Origin of the sequence: Herbaspirillum sp. SJZ099, assembly GCF_007828355.1 — a bacterium.
GTDB lineage: Bacteria > Pseudomonadota > Gammaproteobacteria > Burkholderiales > Burkholderiaceae_D > Herbaspirillum.
Window position 1 is genome coordinate 18,068 of record NZ_VIUO01000010.1, and the last position, 18,889, is coordinate 36,956.

The window sequence follows — 18,889 nt, forward strand, 5'->3', positions numbered from 1 at the left end:
CAGTGCCTGTGCCGTGTGCGGGTCAGAACACCCGGCCTAACTGCATATACACGTTCCACACGCCGCGTTGCCCCACTGCGACGCCGAAGTAGATCGGCCCGACCGCGCTATTGCCGCCCAAAAATACGCTGGCGCTGGTCTTGTAAGGGCCGTCGCCGAAATTCTCCTTGTTTTGCCAGACGTTGCCCACTTCCAGGCTGGTGCCCAGCACGGGGTTGCGCAGGCCGGCCAGGCTGTACTGGTTAAGGTCGCGCAGCCAGGTCAGGCGGGCGTACAGCAGGTAGTTGCCGGAGAATTGGTCCTGCGCGTAGGCCGACAGGTGCTGGAAGCCGCCGAGCATGAATCCTACGCCGTTGCTGCCCAGGCTGGTGCCGTTGGCCGACAGGCTGCGGGCGCCTTCCAGGGCGACGTTAATGGTGTTGATCCCGCTGCCGAAGGCCCATAAGCCCTTGGCCTGGATGTCGGAATAGCGCGCCTCGCTGTTGCCGAAACCATGATTGGTCTCGGCATAGGCGTAGTAGCCCTTGCGAGGGAACAGCACATCGTCCAACTGGTCGATGGTCACGCGCAGGCGGGCCGTGGGCTGGTTGTCGCTGCCGCTGGGAAAGCCCAGTCCGTCGCCGATCGGGTAGTCATAGTTGGGCGAGTAGCGCTGATGGCGATAGTTCAGGCCCAGCCGCATCTCGCCCAGGCGCGCCAGCGGCAAGCCCAGGTCGATCCCGGCGATGGCGGTGTCGAGGCGATATTCGTTGAGCGGCGATGCCTTGACATCGCTGCCGTCGGCATACAGGTCCAGATAGCGGCGGCTGATCTCCAGATACGGGGCGACATAGGCCCCGGTGCCGCCCCAGATCGGCTGGCGCAGTTCGCTTTGCAGGCTCAGGCGCGTATTGCCCAGCACCAGGTCGTTGCGCCATTCCAGCCCGCTGGCATTGATCCACGGATAGCGATGCCCGATCTGCAGGTTATAGCCGCCGCGGCCGTTGAAACTGTTGGACAGGCCCAGGCCGAACAGCAGGTATTGCGGCCCCCAGGATTTCTCTTCGGCGTCGATCACCAGCACATTGCCGCCGTCGCGCGTGATCATTTCCTGCGTCACGCTATTGAAGTCGCCATTGGTCGAGAGCTCCGACAATTGGCGATTGAGGTCGGCGCCGTCGTAGACGTCGCCTTCCTTCACCGCCAGCCTGCTGCGTACGTAGTCGGTGGGAATGCGCGTGCCGTTGTGAATTTCGATGGCGTCGATGCGTGTGCCTTTGGCCAGGGTACTGCCGCTGTGCGCGCGCTCGGCCAGATAGGCTTGCCATTGCATGGGCGGCATCGACAGTTCGGTCAGGCGGACGTTTTGTTGCTGCGCCGCCTCCCAGCCGGCATTGATGCCATCCTTGCCGCGCGCGAAGTCGGTGAAGGACATGCCGGCCAGGTGCGGTTCGATCAGCACGTCCGATTTGCCGAGCAGGGCTTTTTGCGCCTTCACGTTCTGCTGGATCAGGATTCCCACCATCTGCTGCGCCACCGCGGTGGGCGATTGCAACTGCGCAGCGTCTTGCAGCGGGGTGGCGATGTTGACCGCGATCACCACGTCGGCGCCCATGTCGCGCGCGATTTGCACCGGCAGGTTGCTGACCAGCCCGCCATCGACCAGCGTGCGCTCGCCGATGCGAAAGGGGGCGAACAGCCCCGGCACCGCCATGCTGGCGCGCATGGCGCGCGGCAAGGAACCGTCTTCCAGCACTACTTCGCTGCCTTTGCCGAGGTCGGTGGCCACGGCGCGAAATGGAATCGGCAGGCGGGAAAACTCGATATTGGCCGGCAACTGCGCGGTCCAGTTCTGCAGCAGCGAGAGCAGGTTGTTGCCCTGGACCAGGCCGGAGGCCAGCTTGATTTTTTCGCCGTCAAAACCGGCTGCCAGCGCAATCGGATACTGGAATTCATCCTCGCGCTGCGATTGCGGCAGGTGCGAGCGCTCGCTGCGGTCGAAGGCGATGTCGGAAAGGTTGGTGGCGGCCAGGCGCTTTTCCAGCTCGTCGGCCGGGATGCCGCTGGCGTACAGCCCGCCGATCAGCGCCCCCATGCTAGTGCCGGCGATGCAGTCGACCGGGACGTGCAGTTTTTCAAGGTATTGCAGCACCCCCAGGTGGGCATAGCCGCGCGCGCCGCCGCCGGACAGCACCAGGCAGATGCGCGGACGCTGCTTGCCGGCAGCCGGGCTGCTGGCCGGCGCATCGGCCCGGGCAGGTGCGCCCAGGATGGCCGCCAGGGCCAGGGTCGCCAGATGAATGAACAGGATGGACAGGCGCAGACGGCTGCGCCGAAAGAGGAAAAAGGGCCGTGGCACGGTGGGTGTTCCGCAATGAAATAGGGAAAACGGCCAGTTGCCTGAATACGCTTCCCAGGCGAACGATGGCCGATGATCGATGGCGGATATTACACCAGAGCGGCGCTTGCGCCGCATCCCGGCCCGGCAGGAATCCAGCTCAGGAGTAGTAGGCGCCGGTGGGCGGTTCGGCCAGGAACTCCTTGGCCTGGCGGATGCTTTCGGGCGGCACGTGGCGCAGCGATTCCTTGTGCGCTTCCACACTGTCCCAGACCTCGACGATGACGATGCGGCGCGGATCGGCGTGGTCTTGCAGCAGTTCGCAGGATTGGCAGCCGGCGGAGGCGCGCACGGCGGGCAGGATGCCCATCAGGAAGTTCTTGAGCTCGCCGGCCCGGTGTTCCTGTGCGCGGAAGCTGTTGATGCGGGTGATGCTCATGATGACCTCCTTGGCCGTTCTCTGTGTTGACGCAATGCGCCATGCCTGGAGCGTGGCGCACCGTGCATCCAAAGGTAAAGGTGCTGGCACGCTCTGTCGATGCTAGTCGCGCGCAGGGCGGCATGGCAAGGGGATTTGATGCTGCGCGGCGTCATCGGCCGCGCAGCCCCCGCCAGGCGTTTATAGCCCCGGCAGGATGGTCGGCGTGGCGCGCGGCAGCGTGCGCGGGTAATCCTGGCTGAAATGCAGGCCGCGGCTTTCCTTGCGGGTGAGCGCGCTGGCCACGATCAGCTGGGCCACGTCGACCAGGTTGCGCAGTTCCAGCAAGTCGCGCGTGATGCGGAAGTTGGCGTAGTACTCGTCGATCTCTTCCTTGAGCAGGCGGATGCGGTGCTGGGCGCGCTCCAGGCGCTTGTCGGTGCGCACGATGCTGACGTAATTCCACATGAAGCGGCGCAGCTCGTCCCAGTTGTGGGCGATGACCACTTCCTCGTCGGCATCGGTGACGCGACTCTCGTCCCACTGCGGCACCTCGGCGGCGGGCTGTGCGTCGGCCGCCAGTTCCCGTTCGATGTCGCCTGCCGCCGCGCGACCCAGCACCAGGCATTCGAGCAGCGAGTTGCTGGCCAGCCTGTTGGCGCCATGCAGGCCGGTGTAGGCGGTCTCGCCCACCGCATACAGGCCCGGCATGTCGGTGCGCCCGGCCATGTCGGTGACCACCCCGCCGCAGGTGTAGTGGGCAGCCGGCACCACCGGGATCGGTTGTCTGGTGATGTCGATGCCGAACTCCAGGCAGCGCGCCATGATGGTCGGGAAATGTTCGCGGATGAATTCGGGGCTCTGGTGGCTGATGTCGAGGTCGACATGGTCCAGGCCGCGTTTTTTCATTTCGAAGTCGATGGCGCGCGCCACGATGTCGCGCGGGGCCAGTTCGGCGCGCTCGTCGTGCTCCGGCATGAAGCGCATGCCCGCCGCCGCGCCGGCCGACTGCGGTAGTTTGAGCAGCGCGCCTTCGCCGCGCAGCGCCTCGCTGATCAGGAAGGATTTGGCATAGGGATGGTACAGGCAGGTCGGATGGAACTGGATGAATTCCATGTTGGCCACCCGGCAGCCGGCGCGCCAGGCCATGGCGATGCCGTCGCCGGTGGCCGAATCCGGATTGGAGGTGTACAGGTAGACCTTGCCGGCACCGCCGGTGGCCAGCACCGTATGGCGCGCGGCGATGGACAGCACGCGTTCCGAATCCGTATCCTGCACATACACGCCCAGGCAGCGCGCCTCGGCCCGGGGATCGAGCTTGCGGGCATGGATCAGGTCGATCGCGCAGTGGTGTTCCAGCAGGGTGATGTTGGGATGCGTGCGCACCCGTTGCTCCAGCGTCACCTGCACCGCATGGCCGGTGGCGTCGGCCGCGTGGATGATGCGGCGTTGGCTGTGGCCGCCTTCGCGCGTGAGGTGGTAACCCAGTTCGGCGCTGTCGTCGCGGGTGAAAGGCACGCCTTGTTCGATCAGCCATTCGATGGCTTCGCGGCCGTGCTCGACGATGAAGCGCGTGGCGCCCTCGTCGCACAACCCGGCGCCGGCCACCAGGGTATCGGCGATGTGCTGGCCGTGGCTGTCGCCGGAATCGAGCACGGCGGCGATGCCGCCCTGGGCCCAGTTGCTGGCGCCATCGAGCAGTTCGCCCTTGGAGACGACGACGACCCGGTGTTTTTCGGCGAGGTGGAGCGCAACGGAGAGACCGGCCAGACCGCTGCCGATGATGGCGACATCGAACTTCATGATGGTGGGCAACACTGCTGTTGTGTGAGGGGTGGGGCAGTGATTATAACCACCGTGCGCTGGAAACTGTTTAGCGCGTTTGGGAGCGGATGGGCGGAGAGCGTTTCGGATACGTCGTTTTGCTGTCGCTCCCCAAAACAAACCGGGCTCCGATTCGCATCGGAGCCCGGTTCAAGGCAGGACAGCTGGCAGCGTGTCCTTATTCGGGAATCACCGGCTTGACCTTGGCCGCGGCCTGCTTGGCGCGGATGCGGGCCGATTCGATGTTTTCGCCGCAGGCCAGCGCTACGCCCATGCGGCGGCGCTGGAAGGATTCCGGCTTGCCGAACAGGCGGATGTCCGCGCCGGGGATGCGCAGCGCATCGGCCACGCCTTCGAAGGCGATCGCGCGGGCGTCGTGCTGGCCGTAGATCACGGCGGAGGCGCCCGGGGTTTTCAGCGCGGTGTTGACCGGCAGGCCGAGGATGGCCTTGGCGTGCAGTTCGAACTCGCTCTGCACCTGGCTGACCATGGTGACCATGCCGGTATCGTGCGGACGCGGGCTGACTTCGGAGAACCACACCATGTCGCCCTTGACGAACAGCTCGACGCCGAACAGGCCCAGTCCGCCGAGGTTGTCGGTGACCTTGCGGGCGATGTCGCGGGCCTTGTCCAGCGCCGCGGCCGGCATTGGGTGCGGCTGCCAGGATTCGACGTAGTCGCCCTTGACCTGTACGTGGCCGATGGGGTCGCAGAAGCTGGTGACGGTATCGCCATTTTCATTGAGCGAACGCACGGTCAGCAGGGTGATTTCATAATCGAAATCGATGAAGCCTTCCACGATCACGCGGCCGGCATCGACGCGCCCGCCGGCGGCCGCGTAGTTCCACGCAGCCTCGATTTCATCGGGGCCGTCGACCTTCGACTGGCCCTTGCCGGAGGACGACATCACCGGTTTGATCACGCACGGGAAACCGATCTGCTGCACGGCGGCCTTGAGCTCTTCCAGGCTGTCGGCAAAGCGGTAGGGGGAGGTGGCCAGGCCCAGGGTCTCGCCGGCCAGGCGGCGGATGCCTTCACGGTTCATGGTCAGCCAGGCGGCGCGCGCGGTCGGGATGACGCGGGCTTTGCCGGCTTCTTCCAGCTTGACCAGGGTCTCGGTGGCGATCGCCTCGATTTCCGGCACCACCAGGTCCGGTTGTTCCTTTTCGATCAGCGCGGCCAGCGCGGCGCCGTCGGTCATGTTGATCACGTGGGCGCGATGCGCGACCTGATGGCCGGGCGCATTCTCGTAGCGATCCACGGCGATCACTTCCACGCCCAGGCGTTGCAGCGCGATGATGACTTCCTTGCCGAGCTCGCCGGAGCCGAGCAGCATGACTTTGGTAGCCGATGGGGAAAGCGGAGTGCCGAGTCGGATTGGTTTTTTCATAACGGGAGGGAGCTAATCAGGAACAGCCTGATCCGGGTGCGAGGAATCGATAACGGCGGGACGATACCAAATCTTGCCGTGTTTGGACAGCCGCATTATCCGGAGTAATGCGCGCTGGATGCCCGTTATCGGCACAAGGCACAGCCAATGGTTTCTTATTGGAAACCTTGCAAGGCGAGCTTCGGAACACCTTTTCGTCAAACTTCACCGTATGTTCCGATAACAGAGCGCAATTGCCGGCAAAACGGATTGGCCGGAACAGATCGTGTTTGCGAATGCCCATGCCTTCCTCCGATGGGAATCTGTTCGCCGGCACGAATTATTTTTCGTTCAAATGCAAATTAAGCATCGCTCCCGACAGCGATTTTCCGTGTGCATCCAATGCCAGCGAACGGGTGACGCCGCCGCCCAGGGCTTTTTGCATGACGAAGTTGAGCGCGCCCAGGTGCGGCAGCGCATGGCGCACCACCTCGCCGTGCACCACGCCGGCGAAATGCGTGCGCACGCGTTCGGCGGTCAGTTCGCGCTCCAGCAGGGCATAGTCTTGCTGGCGATAGACGATCACCGAGATATTGGAAATGTCGCCTTTGTCGCCGGCGCGGGAATGGGCAATGTCACGCAGCAGCATGTCAGATCTCCTCGAAATGGACCGATGCGTTTGCCAGCTCGCGCGGCAGCAACATGGACAGCACCGCGATCACTTCGCGCGCCGATTTGGTGGCGCCGCCGCCGCCGGCCGGGCCGTTGGTATAGAGCGTCTCGACTTCATTGCCGATGCGCACCGCCTCCTTCATGCTGGCGGTGCGGCCGGCGACGCGGGCGCGCACCTCGAACGGTTCGGCGGCGGCAGATGACATGTCGTTGCCGCAGATGGCGTTGACGCCGATCAGGTCGAAACGCAATTCGTCGGCTTGTACGCCGGTCAGTTGCAGGCGTTCGCGCACGATGTCCAGCGCCAGTTGCGCGCGCGCCTGGGCGCCTGGGCCGGCATAGGAAATCTGGCCCTCGCCGATGAAGCTGTCGCGGTAACCCAGCGTGGTCTTGAGCGTGGCGGTGCGGGGGCGGCCGCGGCCGCCGGTGACGGCCACGCGGTCGGGGCCGATCTCGGTGATGTGCACGGCGGAGAAGTCGGCCACCACATCCGGCGTGAAGTAACTGCGCGGGTCATGGATTTCGTAGAGCAATTGCTCTTTGCAGGTTCGCGCCGTCACCTGGCCGCCGGAGCCGGCCACCTTGGTGATGACCGCGCTGCCGTCGGCGCTGACTTCGCCGATCGGGAAACCCAGCCGCGCCAGCCCGGCCACATCCTTCTTGCCCGGATCGGCGAAGTAGCCGCCGGTGATCTGGCCGGCGCATTCCAGCAGATGGCCCACCAGCGTGCCCTGGCCCAGCTTGTCCCAATCGTCCATGGCCCAGCCGAATTCATGCACCAGCGGCGCCAGCACCAGCGCCGGATCGGCTACGCGGCCGGTGACCACGACATCGGCGCCGCCTTGCAGCGCCTCGACGATGGGGGCGATGCCGAGATAGGCATTGGCCGAGATCAGCTTGTCGCCCAGCGAGGCGACCGGCTGGCTGTTGTCTTCGATGGTGAAGTTGCTGCCCTTGAGCACATCCAGCACGTCATCGCCGCTGACGGCGGCGACCTTGAGCCGCTTCAGGCCGATCTCTCGGGCGATTTCCCGGATGCGGCGCGCGGCGGCTTGCGGATTGGCCGCGCCCATGTTGGTGATGATGCGGATGCCCTTTTCTGCGCAGGTCTTGAGCACCGCCCGCATGCGTTCGGCCAGCAGCGGGTCGTAGCCCTTGGCCGGGTCGGCCAGGCGCGCCTGCTGGCCGATGGCGATGGTGCGTTCGGCCAGGCATTCGAAGATCAGGTAGTCGAGTTCGCCTTGTTCAGCGAGTTCGACAGCGGGTTCGATACGGTCGCCGGAATAACCGGCGCCGGTACCGATGCGGATGGATCGCATTGCATACTCCTTGAAACGGGCCTATGCCTAGAATGGGAATAAGCCGAACGCCACCGCAACGAAGGTCATGAAGACCGAGGTGGCGAACAGAAACGGAATGGTGAATTTCTGGTGATCGCCCAGTTCGATGCCGACCAGGCCGATCAGCAGGAAGGTCGCCGGCGTCAGCGGGCTGACCGGAAAACCGGTGGTCATCTGGCCCAGCAGTGCGGCTTGCGCCATCTGCACGCTGGGAACGCCGAGCGCATTGCTGGCTTCGGCCAATACCGGCAAGACGCCGAAATAGAACGAGTCAGGATCGAACAACAGGCTCAGCGGCATCGACACCAGGCCGAGCAAAAAGGGCAGGTGATGCGCCATATCGAGCGGAATGCTGGAGGCGACGAATTTGGCCATCGCGGTCAGCATGCCGCTGCCTTTCATGATGCCGGTGAAGACGCCGGCTGCCAGCAGGATGCTGGCCATCATCAGCGCCGCCTTGGCATGCGCGTCGATGCGGGCGCGTTGCTGCGCGACTTCAGGATAATTGATGAACAAGGCCAGTACGGTGCCGATCATGAAGCAGACCACGGGATCGACCTTGCCGGTGATCATGCAGCCGAGGACCAGCAAGACCAGCACGACATTGATCAGGAATTTGCCGGGGCGGCGCAGGCTGCGCTGTTCTTCGCTCAGTTCCTGCTGGTGGTAGCCGGCGCCGACATCCTGCGTTGCCAGGGCCGGGGCGGCGCCGGAAGCGGTCAGGCCGAGGCGGCGTTCTTCCCGTTTGCCGAGCAGCCAGGCGCAGGCAAAGACGAACAGCATGCCGCAAATCTGCACCGGCACCAGCGGCAGATACAGGTCGGCGACCGGAATATGCAATGCGGCGGCGGCGCGCAAGGTCGGCCCGCCCCAGGGCAAGGCATTGGCCACGCCGGCGGCCATGGCGACCACGCAGGCCAGGATGCGCTTGTCCATGTTCAGGCGCTCATAGAGCGGCAGCAGGGCCGGAATCGTCACCAGGAAGGTGACGGCGCCGGAGCCGTCCAGGTGCACGATGGCGGCCAGAATGGCCGAGCCGAGCACGATGCGCGAGGGCCGCAGGCCGACCACTTTCAGGACCTTGTTGATGATCGGATCGAGCATGCCGGCATCTTTGAGGATGCCGAAGAAAAGGATGGCGAAGACGAACATGCCGACGATCGGGGCAATGCTCTTGATGCCGTCGAGCATGAATTTCCCGGTTCCCAGGCCGAAGCCGCCGATCAGGGCCGCCGCAAACGGAATGGCGATCAGCGCCGCCAGCGGCGACATTTTCTTGGTCAGGATGGCGGCCAGCAAAACGACAATCGTGATAAAGCCGAGCAGGGCGAGCATAGATGTCTCCGGTTTTTATTCGAGGATGTCCGCAGGCGGCGGAGCATCGCATTTATGGTTTGAAGTACGACGCAACGAGTGTAGGTGGTGGTCGATTTTGCTGTAAAGTGCGTATTTTCGATCAATTAATCGTTTTTTAAGATTAATAATGGCCGCCAATATTTCGACCCGCCTGCTGCAGGCCTTCCTGGCGCTGGCCGAGTGCCGCCATTTCGGCCATGCGGCCGAGCGTTGCCATGTTTCGCAGTCGGCTTTCAGCGTGATGATCCAGAAACTGGAGGCCGCCGCCGGCGCACGGCTGTTCGAGCGCGACACGCGCAACGTGACGCTCACGCCGGAAGGCGAACTGTTCGTGGAAGTGGCGCGTCAATTGGTGGCCGACATCGAATCGGCTTTCTCCGACATGAGCGACTATGTGGCGCGCCGCAAGGGGCGGGTCGCCATTGCCGCCTTGCCTTCGCTGGCGGCCGGCTGGCTGCCGCCGGTGCTGGCGCAATATCGGCAGCGCTACCCGGGGGTGACGGTGGAGTTGTTCGACGCCATTTCAGACCACTGCCTGGATCTGCTGCGCCACGGCAAGGCCGATATCGCATTGACCGCGCCGGGGCCCAGGCTGCTGGAATTCGATACCCGGCCGTTGTGTTCCGATCCGTTCTATCTGGTGTGCCGGCGCGACCACAAGCTGGCCGGCAAACGGCGCATCAAGGTGGCCCAGTTGGCCGGTTGCGCGCTGATCCACCTGGCGCGCTCGACCAGCGTGCGCCAGCACCTGGATGCGATGCTGCATCCAGGCGGGACGGTCAATACCGGGCTGGAAGTGGAACATCTGGCGACGGTGGCGGCGCTAATCGAGAGCGGCCTGGGCGTGAGCGTGGTGCCTGAGTTGACGCTGTTCCAGTTCCGCCTTCCCAACCTGGTGGCGATTCCGCTGGATGCGCCGGAGCTGGTGCGGCCGCTGTTGATCGTCACGCCCAAGGAGCGCAGCCTGTCGATCGCGGCGCAGGGCTTGCTGGCGCTGGTGGAGGAGAAAGCGGCGGCGGAAACGGGCAATGCGGAGAAAGGGCGGCCGCCGGCAGGCAAGCGCGGCGCCAAATAAAAAAGCCGATCGGATATCCGGTTCCGATCGGCCCAACGAATGCAGGAATAATTTTTTTCTGTCGATCCCGCCGTCCTGCGCAACTCAAGCAATCCAAGCTGCGGCAGGACGGCGTCCCCCACCATCTGTGCCCCGATTCAGTCGGCGGCGTAGATGTTGTTGTGAACGCTTTCCTTCACGAAGAACAGGCCGATCACGAAGGTCGCCAGGGCGATCACGATCGGATACCACAGGCCGTAGTAGATGTCGCCCTTGAAGGCCACCAGCGCGAACGAGGTGGTCGGCAGCAGGCCGCCGAACCAGCCGTTGCCGATGTGGTAAGGCATCGACATCGAGGTGTAGCGGATGCGGGTCGGGAACATTTCCACCAGCGCGGCGGCGATCGGGCCGTACACCATGGTCACGTACAGCACCAGGATGAACAGCAGCAACAGGACCATGGGCTTGTTCATCTGGTCCGGATCGGCCTTGCTCGGATAGCCAGCGGCCTTGATGTCGTCAGCCAGTTCCTTGGACAGGGCCTTGTCTTTCGCGGCGGCTTCTTCCTTGGACAAGGTGGAGGCGTCATACGAGGTGATGACCTTGTCGCCGATGGTGACGGTGGCCACCGAACCCGGTGCGCCGGCCACGTTCTCGTAGTTCACCGATGCGGCCGACAGCTTGGCCTTGACGATGTCGCACGAGGAGGTGAACTTCTTGGTGCCGGTCGGGTTGAACTGGAACTGGCAGTTTGCCGGATCCGCGGTCACGATCACCGGCGCCTTTTTCAGGGCTGCTTCCAGCGCCGGGTTGGCGAAGTGGGTCAGGCCGCTGAAGATCGGGAAGTAGGTCAGCGCGGCGATCAGGCAGCCGCCCAGGATGATGGGCTTGCGGCCGATCTTGTCGGACAGCGAACCGAAGAAGATGAAGAACGGCGTGGCCAGCAGCAGTGCCATCGCAATCAGGATATTGGCGGTGGCGCCATCGACCTTGAGCGATTGCGTCAGGAAGAACAGCGCGTAGAACTGGCCGGTGTACCACACCACGGCCTGGCCGGCGGTCAGGCCGATCAGCGCCAGGATCACCAGCTTCAGGTTCTTCCATTGGCCGAAGGCTTCGGTCAGCGGCGCCTTGGAAACCTTGCCCTCGGACTTCATCTTCAGGAACGCCGGCGATTCATTCATCGACAGGCGGATCCACACCGAGATGGCCAGCAGCAGGATAGAGACCAGGAACGGAATGCGCCAGCCCCATTCGGCAAAGGCGGCTTCGCCCACCGAGGTGCGCACGCCCAGGATCACCAGCAGCGACAGGAACAGGCCCAGGGTCGCGGTGGTCTGGATCCATGCGGTGAAGGCGCCGCGGCGGCCTTCCGGCGCGTGCTCGGCCACGTAGGTGGCAGCGCCGCCGTATTCGCCGCCCAGCGCCAGGCCTTGCAGGATGCGCAGGATGATCAGGATGATCGGCGCGGTGATGCCGATGGCGTTGTAGTTGGGCAGGATGCCGACGATGAAGGTCGACGCGCCCATGATCAGGATGGTTACCAGGAAGGTGTACTTGCGTCCCACCAGGTCGCCCAGGCGGCCGAACACCAGCGCGCCGAACGGACGCACGATGAAGCCCGCGGCAAACGCCAGCAGCGCGAAGATGAACGCGGTGTTGGGGTCGGTGCCGGCGAAGAACTGCTTGGCGATGATAGCCGCCAGCGAGCCGTACAGGTAAAAGTCATACCATTCGAAAACGGTGCCGAGGGAGGACGCGAAAATGACCTTGCGTTCCTCAGGTGTGATGCCGCGCGCAGTCGTGTTGACTGAAGCTGTCGTCATGCTGGTCTCCTAGTTTTAATTGATTGGCTGATGCATGGCCGAATGGGGCGTTATGCAAGAACGCAGCGGAGATGTTGTGATCGATGCGACAGCCATCCCCGGATACACAAAGTTGCGATATTGGTTCCGCATTGCTTGCGTAATGGCCCACTTGTCCACGCGGCGAGTGTGCGACTCAAAACTTACGCAGGACTTGCTTGAAACTTACACAGGCTTACAGGCAAAGGGCGGCGAAATCGGTTGCGCTGCAGCATGGAGGGGCCATGCCGGCGCGCATGCCAAGGGAAGGGCGGTTTTTGCGGCGCAGCGGCCGGGGTGGATGTGTCGAAGAATGATTTTCTGGCGGCCGATGCCGGCCAGGCCTGGCGCCGGGGGCGGGCGGCATTTCTGCGGCGGCTAACGGTACCGAAACCTGGCGCAAGCCAGGAGCCGGTGCCGCGCATCGCCTCTCGCGGAATGCCCGGACAAGTCTATCCGGTCCTTATGCCAGCACCGTGCTTGGCGCAGGCGCCGCGGCGGTACTCCCCGAAGGCAGCGCATCGCCGGCCAGCAGCGCCTTGACCACGCGCTCGCCCAACCCCAGTCCCACGCTCATGCCGATGCCGGTATGCATCAGCACGGCCGTGGTCTTGTCATCGATCGGCAGCGCCGAGAACGGGCCGGGGCCCTTGCTGCCGTACACGCCTTGCCAGCGTTCGAGCACCTGCACGCGGGTGGCCAGCGTGTCTTCGGCCAGGCCGATCATCAACTGGTCGATCTCTTCGCTGTTGAAGGGCGGCGAGTCGGCGCCGTAGTAGTGCGAATCGCCGATGATCAGTTCCTGATAGGGCGTCGGGCTGACCAGCAGGTGGATGCCATGCTTGTTGAGCAGCGGCGCGGTCTGGTCGATCTCGGCATGTACCGCGCGCGCGGTGGGCAGGTCGGAGAAGGCGCCGTAGTGGGTGCAGGAGAGGCCGGTCAGCACCGCGTGCGTCAGCGGCAGCGCGTCTTCGGTTTTCACGCGCAGCATCTGCAGGCGGCATTGCTTCAGGTTCATCGCCTGCAGGCGGTCGGCGAACAGGGTCTGGTAGTCGTGGCCGGAGCACACCACCACGCGTTCGGCGCGGAATTCGCCGGCGGTGGTGGAGAGGCGGCCGTCGCCAGCGCCATGCACCAGCGTGTTGAAACGGAAATGCACGCCCTGCGAATGCAGGTAGGCCACCAGGGCCGGCATGGCCTCGCGCGAATACAGTTGCAGGTCTTCGGTGCCATGCAGGGCCGCGAGGTGATGGCTGAAACGGCCGTTGTAGAGGGTATTGAGCTTGTCGCCTTGCAGCAGCGAGGCGCGGTATTCGTATTGGCGCGCGCGCACGATCATGAATTCCTGCAGCACGTCGCGTTCGGCCTCGGTGCGGGCGAACAGCAGGGTGCCGGCTTCGCGCGCGCTGAAATTGGCGCGCGTCGACAGGTGGAGCCACAGCTCGCGGCTTTCGCGGGCCAGCTCCAGCATGATGCCGGGCGGCTGGCCGGTGACCAGGCCCATGCCGAAGTTGCGGATCGAGGCGCCCAGCGGGGTGCCGGTGCGCTCGAAGACGGCCACGCGCAGGCCGCGCTTGACGGCGGCGTAGGCGTGCGCCAGGCCGAGGATGCCGGAGCCGACCACGGCCAGGTCGAAGTGTTGGGGATCGGTGCTGTTCATGAATGCTCCATCTGGTTCTGTTTGCAAAGATGTCGTTGAAGAACCTGATTGAAATGACATTTGCTCAACTCCCATCGAGATCGCAATCAGGTTCTAAGCGGGCGCTCTGACGTCGCCCGTCGGTTGCCGCTGTTCCTCTTGCAGCCTGCGCCACCGGGTGGCGGCGCAGGCCGTACTGCCTTGGCCGTACGGCTTATTGCTTCTTCTCGGCCTTGCTTTCGTAGCGTTTGCTCCACTCGGTCAGGATGCGGTCGCGATTGGTGCTGGCCCAGGTGAAGTCGTTCTTGATCAGGCGCTTTTCATAGTCGGCCGGCAGCAACTCGTCCGGTTTGGCGATGCCGGGCATGGCGACCACCGCGAAGTTCTTCTCATACAGGGCCATGGCATCCTTGCTGGCGGAGAAGTCGGCCAGTTTTTTCGCGGCTTCCAGGTTCTTGGTGCCCTTGACGATGGCGGTGGCTTCGATGTCCCAGCCCAGGCCTTCGGACGGCAGGATCACGTCGATCGGCGCGCCTTCCTTCTTGGTCTTCACGGCGCGGTATTCAAACGCGATGCCGATCGGGAACTCGCCGGTGGCGGCCTGCTTGCAGGGCTTGGAGCCGGAGTGGGTGTACTGGCCGATGTTCTTGTGCAGGGCGTCCATGTAGGCCCAGCCCTTTTCCTCGCCCATCATCTGCAGCCACGCCGAGACGTCCAGGTAGCCGGTGCCGGAGGAGGCCGGGTGCGGCATCACGATCTTGCCGGCGTAGACCGGCTTGGTCAGGTCGGCCCAGGAAGTCGGCTTGGGCAGGCCCAGCTTTTGCGCTTCCACGGTGTTGAAGCAGATTGCCGAAGCCCACACGTCCATGCCGACCCAGGCCGGCGGATTGGCGGCGCTGCGGTACTTGGCATCGATGTTGGACAGGGTCTTGGGCGCGTATGGGGTCAGCATGCCTTCCTTGTCCAGCATGGCCAGGCTGGTGGCGGCCAGGCCCCAGATCACGTCGGCTTGCGGATTGGCCTTTTCGGCCAGCAGCTTGGCGGTGACGATGCCGGTGGAGTCGCGCACCCACTTGATTTCGATATCCGGGTTGGCCTTCTGGAAGGCGGCCTGGTAAGCCTTGATCTGGTCCGCCTCGAGGGCGGTGTAGACCGTCAGCGTGGTGGCGGCATGCGCGGCCTGCGCCGAGAACAGCATGCCGGCGCCGATTACCGATGCGAGCAGTTTGAACAGCTTGGTTTTTTTCATGATGGCCTTTGGATGGGCTGGGTTGAAAAAGCGTCCGAGGAACGCCGGATGGGAAAATCGGGTCAGTGGCTGCGCCCGCGGCGCCAAGCCTGGGCGCGGACGATCCAGCGGCTGCCGGCGGCGTGCATCAGCAGCGAGGCGGCGGCCGAGGTCAGCAGGATCAGCGTCGACATCGCCGCAGCCGGGCCGACGTCGCCGGCGTCGTCCATGTTGAGCACGGCGACCGAGGCCAGCACGGTGTCGGGGCGGTACAGGAAGATCACCGCCGAGACCGTGGTCATCGACGATACGAACAGGTAGCGGAAGATATCCAGCAGCGCCGGCAGGCACAGCGGCACGGTGATGCGCACGAAGGTCTTGAGCAAGGGCACCTTCAGCGACAGCGAGGCGGCTTCGAATTCGGGATCGAGCTGCTTGAGCGCGGTGACGGCGCTCAGGTGGGCGGTGGTGTAGAAATGCACCACCGAACACAGCACCAGCAGCGTCATCGTGCCGTACAGGAAATTGAACGGATTGGCCGGGTGGTTGAAGAACAGCAGGCTGCCCAGGCCCAGCACCAGTCCGGGCACCGCCATCGGCAGGAAGCACAGGAACCGCAACAGCGGGCCGAGCATGGCCGGGCCGCGCGTCTTTTCCATCAGCCAGGCGCCGGTGAAGATCACCAGGGTGCCGGCGATGCTGGTGCCGCAGGCCAGCTTGAGGCTGTTCCAGTAGGCCAGCCAGCCGCCGCCGTCCATGTTGTCGAAATCGTAGTGCTGCAGCGTGAGTTGCAGGTTGTACGGCCACAGCTTGACCAGCGAGGCGCCGATGGCGACCGCGATGATGGTCAGGATGGCGGCGGCCAGCGCCGTCACCGCCAGCAGGTTGGCGCCATCGCGGCGCCAGTCCGGGCGCGGCACATAGGATTCCGAGCGGCTGCTCATCTGGGCGCGCTGGCGGCGCTGCAGCCAGGCGTCGACGGCGAAGGTGAGCACCGCCGGCACCAGCAGCAGCAGGCCGATCAGCGCGCCGCGGCCGAACTGCTGCTGGCCGACCACCGCTTTGTAGGCTTCCACCGCCAGCACGCTGTAGGCGCCGCCGACGATCTTGGGCACGCCGAAATCGGTGATGGTGAGCGTAAATACCAGGCAAAAGGCGCCGAAGATGCCGTAGCGCGTGGCCGGCAGGGTGACGCTTTTGAAGGTGCGCCAGCGCGACGAGCCCATGGCGGCGGCGGCGTCGTACAGGCGGCCATCGGCTTGCGACAAGGCCGACAGCAAGATCATCAGCGCATGCGGGAAGGTGTAGAACACTTCGCCCAGCAGGATGCCCCAGAAACCGTAGATGCTGCCGTCCATCCATTCCTTGAACAAGCCCTGGTTGCCGAACAGGTAGATGAGCGCGATGCCAGGCAGCAGCGACGGCGCCAGCAGCGGCAAGAGCCCGATGCCGCGCCACACCCCTTTGAGCGGAATGCAGGTGCGCTGCAGGGCGTAGGCGAACACATAGGCCAGCGGCACCGTGACCAGCGCGGTGACAAAGGACACCCACAGGCTGCGTCCCAGCATGGGCAGGAAATTGATGTTGGAAAACAGGGCGGTCAACGGCTGCAAGCCGGCCCAGCGGCCATCGGGAGTGAGCGCCGCCTGCATCAGGATGAACGCCAGCGGGCCGCCCAGCCCCAGCAGCAGCGCGGCCAGCAGCAGCCACTTGAGGCCGCCAGCGCTGTGCAGGCCCGGCGCTCCCAGTTCGGGCATGGCGCTGCTAGCAGTGGCGGCGGTGGCGGCGGTGGGAGGCATCGCGGCGGCGTTTCTCATCAGACGAAGACCTGCAGCGATTGCCGCGGCAAGGCGATCCAGATGCTTTCGCCGCCATGCATGGCGCCGAGGCGCTCATGCGTCCCGGCCATGATGTCGGCCATCAGCGTTTGCCCGGGCAGGGCATCGGCGGCAAGGGCGATGCGGTAACGGTTGCCGAGATAGATGCGGTCGATCACGCGGGCCTGGAAGCGGTTGGCGGCTTGCTCGGCGGGGAACAGGTCGACCGCTTCCGGCCGGCAGAACAGGCGGCCGCTGGAGAGTTCGTCTTCCTCCGGCCGGATCTCCAGTTGCAGCGAACCGACCGCGACCTGGGAACCCGAGATCCGGGTGAAGGGCAGCCAGTTGGACTGGCCGATGAAGTCGGCCACGAAGGGCGAAGCCGGGCGGCGGTAGATCTCGTCCGGCGTGCCGAATTGCTCGATGCGGCCGCGGTTCATCACGGCGATGCGGTCGGCCATCACCATGGCTTCTTCCTGGTCGTGCGTGACCATCAGGGTGGTGATGCGGAATTCCTTTTGCAGGCGGCGGATTTCCAGTTGCAGGTGTTCGCGCACCAGGGCATCCAGGGCCGACAGCGGTTCGTCGAGCAGCAGCAGCGAAGGCGACGGCGCCAGCGCGCGCGCCAGGGCCACGCGCTGCTGCTGGCCGCCGGAGAGCTGGCCGGGATATTTGCGCTCGCTGCCGGCCAGGCCCACCATGCCCAGCATCTCGGCCACGCGCTCGCGCCTTTGCTGGCGCGACAGCTTGCGCTGGCCGGCCGCGGCATTGAGGCCGTAGGCCACGTTGTCTTCCACGGTAAGGTTGGGGAACAGCGCGTACGACTGGAACAGGATGCCGTAATCGCGCGCCTGCGGCGGCAACTGCGAGATATCGCGCCCGCCGGCCTGCAGGCTGCCGGCATCCTGGCGTTCCAGGCCGGCGATGGTGCGCAGCAGGGTGGTCTTGCCGCAGCCGGACGGTCCCAGCAGGCAGACCATCTCGCCCTGCCTGACCTCCAGCGAAACACGGTCTAGCGCGGTGAAGGCGCCGAAACGCTTGTCGATGCCGCGCACCGACAGGAAAGCCTCGCCGCCATCGGTATGGGACAGGTCGCCGGCATGGGGATGGGAGGCGGTCGGAAGGTGGGAGGCAGTCTGCATCGTCTGGTTGGTCTGGCTGGTGGGGCGGCTGGGCCGCAACGCTGCCGCAATCGGTTGCCGTGCTTGCAGGAATTGAGCGCTGTCGCGCATTTGCGGGACGTTGTCGGTCTCAAGGCAAGCGGATGTTACGGGGCAAATATGACTGCTGGATGACAGCTCCCTCTGTGATAGCGGGGTAATATCCGACCTATAGATTGAAGTTATGGATGGCGCGTAAACAGGCTTGATGGAGAAGGCGGCGGCACTGATATAGTGTCGGGATTGCTGGCGCGGGATCGCACGGCGTCGCTGTGTTGCCAGCCGCCATCGGCGCACGTGCAGGGAGAACGAATATGAGTCAAACAAGGAAACTGGCATATCGCGGGCCGTCCCGCCTGACGCTGGCCAGGATCGGCGTGGCGGCATTGCTGGCCGCCTGTTCGGGGCCGGAGAGCACGCAGCAGCAGCGCGACGACTTGGCCAGGTCCATCATCGAACAGAAAAAGACCACGGCGGACGGCACCTCGACCGCCACCACCGCCGATGGCTACAAGCAGGATCTGGCCAAGCGCATCTCGCAGGTCAATTTCACCAGCGTCTATGTCGAGCGTCCGCAGGCGCTGCTGCGCTCGGTGATCGTGGTCAAGTATGTGGTCGACCGCGACGGCAACCTTGTCAACAGCGAGATACTGCGCAGCAACCGCGACAAGCAGGCCGAGGCCAGCGCGCTGGGCAGCCTGAAGAATACGGCGCCGTTCCCCAAGCCGCCGGAGGCGCTGCTGCGGCACGGCCGCATCGAATTGTCCGAAAGTTGGCTGTTCAACAATGACGGACGCTTCCAGTTGCGCAGCGTGGCGCTGGCGCAGATGGGCGAATGAATGCAGGCATCC

General features: G+C 64.6%; 14 protein-coding genes. 2 read left to right on the top strand and 12 right to left on the bottom strand.

The window, feature by feature from the left end; all coding sequences use genetic code 11:
* Positions 1-22: 22 nt before the first annotated feature.
* From FB597_RS17620 to FB597_RS17650, 7 genes are all read right to left on the bottom strand, one after another.
* Positions 23-2,275, bottom strand: coding sequence for a patatin-like phospholipase family protein (locus FB597_RS17620; protein ID WP_370454727.1), 2,253 nt, complete (start codon positions 2,273-2,275; stop codon positions 23-25).
* A 202-nt stretch (positions 2,276-2,477) separates the two neighbouring features.
* The gene (locus tag FB597_RS17625) at positions 2,478-2,756 is read right to left on the bottom strand and encodes a putative quinol monooxygenase (protein ID WP_141915202.1); all 279 of its coding nucleotides are present in this window, start codon (positions 2,754-2,756) and stop codon (positions 2,478-2,480) included.
* 180 nt (positions 2,757-2,936) lie between these two features.
* Positions 2,937-4,538 carry an L-aspartate oxidase gene (gene nadB, locus FB597_RS17630; protein WP_141915199.1) on the bottom strand — a complete coding sequence of 534 codons (1,602 nt, stop codon included), beginning with the start codon at positions 4,536-4,538 and terminating at the stop codon, positions 2,937-2,939.
* A gap of 199 nt (positions 4,539-4,737) precedes the next feature.
* The gene (gene purT, locus FB597_RS17635) at positions 4,738-5,949 is read right to left on the bottom strand and encodes a formate-dependent phosphoribosylglycinamide formyltransferase (protein ID WP_141915196.1); all 1,212 of its coding nucleotides are present in this window, start codon (positions 5,947-5,949) and stop codon (positions 4,738-4,740) included.
* 319 nt (positions 5,950-6,268) lie between these two features.
* A complete protein-coding gene (locus FB597_RS17640; RefSeq protein ID WP_141915193.1) occupies positions 6,269-6,577 on the bottom strand; it encodes a hypothetical protein in 309 nt (102 codons plus the stop codon).
* 1 nt (position 6,578) lies between these two features.
* Positions 6,579-7,919 (bottom strand): acyclic terpene utilization AtuA family protein, encoded by a 1,341-nt coding sequence (locus FB597_RS17645; RefSeq protein ID WP_141915190.1) that lies wholly within the window; start codon positions 7,917-7,919, stop codon positions 6,579-6,581.
* 27 nt (positions 7,920-7,946) lie between these two features.
* Positions 7,947-9,275 (bottom strand): CitMHS family transporter, encoded by a 1,329-nt coding sequence (locus tag FB597_RS17650; protein ID WP_144770257.1) that lies wholly within the window; start codon positions 9,273-9,275, stop codon positions 7,947-7,949.
* Between the two features lie 148 nt (positions 9,276-9,423).
* Here FB597_RS17650 and FB597_RS17655 point away from each other — a divergent pair, with 148 nt between their 5' ends.
* Positions 9,424-10,371 (top strand): LysR family transcriptional regulator, encoded by a 948-nt coding sequence (locus FB597_RS17655; protein WP_141915185.1) that lies wholly within the window; start codon positions 9,424-9,426, stop codon positions 10,369-10,371.
* 137 nt (positions 10,372-10,508) lie between these two features.
* Here the strand turns inward: FB597_RS17655 and FB597_RS17660 are convergent, their stop codons facing one another.
* From FB597_RS17660 to FB597_RS17680, 5 genes are all read right to left on the bottom strand, one after another.
* Complete coding sequence (locus tag FB597_RS17660; protein WP_141915183.1) at positions 10,509-12,176, bottom strand: MFS transporter; 1,668 nt, start codon at positions 12,174-12,176, stop codon at positions 10,509-10,511.
* A 481-nt stretch (positions 12,177-12,657) separates the two neighbouring features.
* On the bottom strand, positions 12,658-13,854 hold the full coding sequence (locus FB597_RS17665; protein ID WP_141915181.1) for a TIGR03364 family FAD-dependent oxidoreductase: 1,197 nt from the start codon (positions 13,852-13,854) through the stop codon (positions 12,658-12,660).
* A gap of 193 nt (positions 13,855-14,047) precedes the next feature.
* Positions 14,048-15,031, bottom strand: a complete 984-nt coding sequence (locus FB597_RS17670; RefSeq protein ID WP_255464047.1) for a putative 2-aminoethylphosphonate ABC transporter substrate-binding protein — start codon at positions 15,029-15,031, stop codon at positions 14,048-14,050.
* 113 nt (positions 15,032-15,144) lie between these two features.
* On the bottom strand, positions 15,145-16,818 hold the full coding sequence (locus FB597_RS17675) for a putative 2-aminoethylphosphonate ABC transporter permease subunit (RefSeq protein WP_255464048.1): 1,674 nt from the start codon (positions 16,816-16,818) through the stop codon (positions 15,145-15,147).
* 59 nt (positions 16,819-16,877) lie between these two features.
* Positions 16,878-18,110 carry a putative 2-aminoethylphosphonate ABC transporter ATP-binding protein gene (locus FB597_RS17680; protein WP_255464036.1) on the bottom strand — a complete coding sequence of 411 codons (1,233 nt, stop codon included), beginning with the start codon at positions 18,108-18,110 and terminating at the stop codon, positions 16,878-16,880.
* A gap of 242 nt (positions 18,111-18,352) precedes the next feature.
* On the opposite strand from FB597_RS17680, the gene FB597_RS17685 reads away from it, so the two are divergent.
* Positions 18,353-18,877, top strand: coding sequence for a TonB family protein (locus FB597_RS17685; RefSeq protein WP_141915174.1), 525 nt, complete (start codon positions 18,353-18,355; stop codon positions 18,875-18,877).
* The last annotated feature ends 12 nt before the right edge of the window (positions 18,878-18,889 follow it).

What these genes read in the sequence shown, in the direction of transcription:
- FB597_RS17655 (WP_141915185.1), top strand. Translation starts at nt 9,424, where the DNA reads ATGGCCGCCAATATTTCGACCCGCCTGCTGCAGGCCTTCCTGGCGCTG.
- FB597_RS17645 (WP_141915190.1), bottom strand. Translation starts at nt 7,919, where the DNA reads ATGCGATCCATCCGCATCGGTACCGGCGCCGGTTATTCCGGCGACCGT.
- FB597_RS17625 (WP_141915202.1), bottom strand. Translation starts at nt 2,756, where the DNA reads ATGAGCATCACCCGCATCAACAGCTTCCGCGCACAGGAACACCGGGCC.
- FB597_RS17660 (WP_141915183.1), bottom strand. Translation starts at nt 12,176, where the DNA reads ATGACGACAGCTTCAGTCAACACGACTGCGCGCGGCATCACACCTGAG.
- purT (WP_141915196.1), bottom strand. Translation starts at nt 5,949, where the DNA reads ATGAAAAAACCAATCCGACTCGGCACTCCGCTTTCCCCATCGGCTACC.
- FB597_RS17680 (WP_255464036.1), bottom strand. Translation starts at nt 18,110, where the DNA reads ATGCGCGACAGCGCTCAATTCCTGCAAGCACGGCAACCGATTGCGGCA.
- FB597_RS17650 (WP_144770257.1), bottom strand. Translation starts at nt 9,275, where the DNA reads ATGCTCGCCCTGCTCGGCTTTATCACGATTGTCGTTTTGCTGGCCGCC.
- FB597_RS17685 (WP_141915174.1), top strand. Translation starts at nt 18,353, where the DNA reads ATGAGTCAAACAAGGAAACTGGCATATCGCGGGCCGTCCCGCCTGACG.
- FB597_RS17670 (WP_255464047.1), bottom strand. Translation starts at nt 15,031, where the DNA reads ATGCTGTTCTCGGCGCAGGCCGCGCATGCCGCCACCACGCTGACGGTC.
- FB597_RS17665 (WP_141915181.1), bottom strand. Translation starts at nt 13,854, where the DNA reads ATGAACAGCACCGATCCCCAACACTTCGACCTGGCCGTGGTCGGCTCC.
- FB597_RS17640 (WP_141915193.1), bottom strand. Translation starts at nt 6,577, where the DNA reads ATGCTGCTGCGTGACATTGCCCATTCCCGCGCCGGCGACAAAGGCGAC.
- nadB (WP_141915199.1), bottom strand. Translation starts at nt 4,538, where the DNA reads ATGAAGTTCGATGTCGCCATCATCGGCAGCGGTCTGGCCGGTCTCTCC.
- FB597_RS17675 (WP_255464048.1), bottom strand. Translation starts at nt 16,818, where the DNA reads ATGCCCGAACTGGGAGCGCCGGGCCTGCACAGCGCTGGCGGCCTCAAG.